Genomic DNA, 2,866 nt, shown 5'->3' with positions numbered 1-2,866 from the left:
TATTTGAAATTTGGAATTTATATTGCAAGGTTATGGTTAAACCATGATGAATAAATTCACGAAACTCCAGTTTTTATTTAGTTACCAATTATTCATTTGACATAGAATGTCTTTTAAATTAATAAACATAACCTCCAGCGATAATTGTAAATTTGCATTTTTAAACTTAATCATCTTTTGTGTTTCCATTACAACATCAATTGCTCGATACAAATTTATAAAGTTGACTGATAGTTTTTGTTTTAACCAGACTGAAAGTAATTCAAAAAAAAGAGATATATCTTCCTTTTTATAATCGGCTAAAATCAGGGTGACTAATTTGCAAATAAGCAGGAATCCTTCTTCTTTTTTTAAGATACTTTCAAGTAACGGGGCTAATTTCTCAAGAGAAACAAATACATCTTTTTCTAAATATTCTTTTGCCTTGCCAATACTACCTCCAGAGAGTTGTGTCAATAAAGAAATTTTTGATGGTTCTATTTGCCATCTCAAAAATATTTGACTCTGAATGTCTTCTGGAATTAAATTAAACCTTACTGGTTGACATCTTGAGAGAATCGTTGGTAAAAGGGTTTCTGGCCGACTTGTAATCAATATAAATAGAGTTGTTGGAGATGGTTCTTCTAATGTTTTAAGAAAGGCATTCGCCGCCTCTGGAGTCATTTTATCTACTTCATCAAGAAGATAGACCTTCTTTCTGCCTTCAAAAGGACTAACAAAGACATCTTTTTGTAAATCCTGAATTTGTGGGAGAAGGAAGTGCATAGCGGCTGGTTTAATCAGTTTAACATCCGGGTGAATATCGTGATTGATTTTATAACACGAATTGCAAATCTCACAACTATCCCCTTCTTTTATATCCTGGCAATTACATATTTTGGCTAATTGTTTAGCTGTTTTAATCTTCCCAACACCATCAGGTCCGAGGAATAAATAAGCGGATGCCAGTCGATTTTGTTCAATGACCTTTTTCAGGATATTAATTGCCTGCTGTTGACCTAAAATATCTTTCCAACTCATTAGTTTTTCTCAAGGAATATAACAGTTATTAGTCAAAACTTTACTCAGAGTGGATAAGTAAAAAATCCCAAATCCCAAGCACCAAATCTCAAATAAGCATCAAATTTCAAGTCCTAAATACAAACTATGGGGGTAATGTTTTGAATTTTGGTTATTTGAATTTATTTGGAATTTGGAATTTGTGATTTGGAATTTCATAGCCATATCTATGTCAAATTTCGATTAATAAGTGCTATATACGCTATCGCTTCTATTTCAAAATTTACATCAAATGGGAGCCTGCTGACTTCAACACAACTTCGTGCTGGAGGCTCTGCTTTAAAGTAAGTTTTATAAATCTCATTCATTAGATTAAAATTTTTCATATCCTTTAAAAATACGGTTGTTTTCAAAACGCACTCTAAAGACGACCCGGCTGATTGTAAGATACTTTTTAATTTATTTAATGCCGTTGTAATCTCTTCTTCTAAACTATTTTTACCACTTGCTATCTGTCCTGAGACAAATAGCAAATTCCCAAAAGCAACTGCTGGCGAATAAGGTGTATCGATAGTTTTATCTATTGAAATAACCTTTTTGTTCATCTTGGTTCCTGATACCTTGAAGTTCTGCGTGCTGGCGAGATAGCGTATCCACACTTACCACAATATTTTGACCCATCACGGTTGACCCAATGACACCGTGGGCAAGTATTTTTTAATCTATTACCACACATAATGCAATATCCATCGTCTTCATCATTATCAAAATTACATCTTGTGCATCGCATGGCTATCCCCTTCGTAAAATGGTAACACACGATTAAAAAAAAGTCAAGTAGTTTTTCGTAACTAATTCCGCAGGAATTATCTCCAAAGGCTCAGTCACTATTATTCTGATTTTATTCCTTCAAGGATGTTTTTTACCTTTTCCTTGCGTAACCGTTCACCGCAGAGACACAGAGACGCAGAGAAAAAATTAAAATCTATTCACCAGACGCAGAATTCCATCACGAATTTTCATCAGTGCAAGTTTTTGAGGACCAACATATCATGATTGATTAACAAATTTGGTTTTGATGTCCTATGTATTACAAAGATTACCTCAATATCTTTTCTGTTATCTGATTTATTTCTATGTCTTCTCTGTTCCTCTGCGTCTCTGCGGTAAATTACCACCTGAACGGTTACATAATTTCTAACCAGACAGGTCGAAATTTCCTTTGACAGATTAACCAAAATCTGATATTATATATAAACGCTCATAAATAGAGCTTCACGAAATTAAAAGCAAGTAATTGGTGACTAATTACCATTCACCATTTACCATTTACCAAAATCAAGGAGGCAAAAAATGATAGAAAAAGTAAAAAATGTATTAGAAGGTATCCGTGGTTCTCTTCAAAATGATGGTGGAGATGTAGAATTAGTTGGGATAGAAAACGGCGTTGTCAAGGTGAAATTAACCGGGGCCTGTGGCTGTTGTCCTATGGCTCAAATGAGCCTGAAACAGGGAATTGAACAAATCTTAAAAAAAGAAGTTCCTGAGGTCGAATCAGTAGAAGCGGTATAACGACAGACTGAAATAGTGTCTTTCCAACAAATAATTGTAACCGTTCAGGTAATCCTTTACCGCAGAGACGCAGAGAAAAACAGAGAGGAAAATATCTTTTTTTGTAACCGTTCAGGCTATATATCAAAAGTGTAAGAAAGGGGATAAGGAGATAAGAGTGATATGGAGAAGATAATAGAAATAGATTGAAATTTATAGAAATAGGTAGAAATTGATTGTGGAAAACAACAAATTTCCATAAATTTCTATTAATTTCAATTTTTTTAATAATATCTCCCTATCTCCTTAATCTCCA

At 33.7% G+C, this 2,866-nt stretch carries 5 protein-coding genes; 1 reads left to right on the top strand and 4 read right to left on the bottom strand.

Annotated elements, in window-relative coordinates:
- Positions 1-81 precede the first annotated feature (81 nt).
- From AB1422_18655 to AB1422_18645, 3 genes are all read right to left on the bottom strand, one after another.
- Complete coding sequence (locus AB1422_18655) at positions 82-1,020, bottom strand: DNA polymerase III subunit (GenBank protein ID MEW6621321.1); 939 nt, start codon at positions 1,018-1,020, stop codon at positions 82-84.
- A gap of 206 nt (positions 1,021-1,226) precedes the next feature.
- On the bottom strand, positions 1,227-1,604 hold the full coding sequence (locus AB1422_18650) for a RidA family protein (GenBank protein MEW6621320.1): 378 nt from the start codon (positions 1,602-1,604) through the stop codon (positions 1,227-1,229).
- A complete protein-coding gene (locus AB1422_18645) occupies positions 1,601-1,789 on the bottom strand; it encodes a zinc-ribbon domain-containing protein (GenBank protein MEW6621319.1) in 189 nt (62 codons plus the stop codon). Before AB1422_18645 ends, AB1422_18650 begins: the two co-directional genes overlap by 4 nt.
- Before the next feature lie 563 nt (positions 1,790-2,352).
- Between AB1422_18645 and AB1422_18640 the strand changes: the two genes are divergently transcribed.
- The gene (locus AB1422_18640) at positions 2,353-2,571 is read left to right on the top strand and encodes a NifU family protein (GenBank protein ID MEW6621318.1); all 219 of its coding nucleotides are present in this window, start codon (positions 2,353-2,355) and stop codon (positions 2,569-2,571) included.
- A 116-nt stretch (positions 2,572-2,687) separates the two neighbouring features.
- Here the strand turns inward: AB1422_18640 and AB1422_18635 are convergent, their stop codons facing one another.
- Positions 2,688-2,810, bottom strand: coding sequence for a hypothetical protein (locus AB1422_18635; protein MEW6621317.1), 123 nt, complete (start codon positions 2,808-2,810; stop codon positions 2,688-2,690).
- Positions 2,811-2,866 lie beyond the last annotated feature (56 nt).

Source organism: bacterium (genome assembly GCA_040757115.1).
Lineage (GTDB): Bacteria > UBA9089 > CG2-30-40-21 > CG2-30-40-21 > SBAY01 > JBFLXS01.
Note: the sequence above shows the minus strand (reverse complement) of the source record. Positions and strands in the feature narration are given on the sequence as shown.

Bases quoted from the DNA above. Each gene is read 5' to 3' on its own strand.
- AB1422_18655 (MEW6621321.1), bottom strand. From the start codon at position 1,020: ATGAGTTGGAAAGATATTTTAGGTCAACAGCAGGCAATTAATATCCTG.
- AB1422_18650 (MEW6621320.1), bottom strand. From the start codon at position 1,604: ATGAACAAAAAGGTTATTTCAATAGATAAAACTATCGATACACCTTAT.
- AB1422_18645 (MEW6621319.1), bottom strand. From the start codon at position 1,789: ATGCGATGCACAAGATGTAATTTTGATAATGATGAAGACGATGGATAT.
- AB1422_18640 (MEW6621318.1), top strand. From the start codon at position 2,353: ATGATAGAAAAAGTAAAAAATGTATTAGAAGGTATCCGTGGTTCTCTT.
- AB1422_18635 (MEW6621317.1), bottom strand. From the start codon at position 2,810: ATGGAAATTTGTTGTTTTCCACAATCAATTTCTACCTATTTCTATAAA.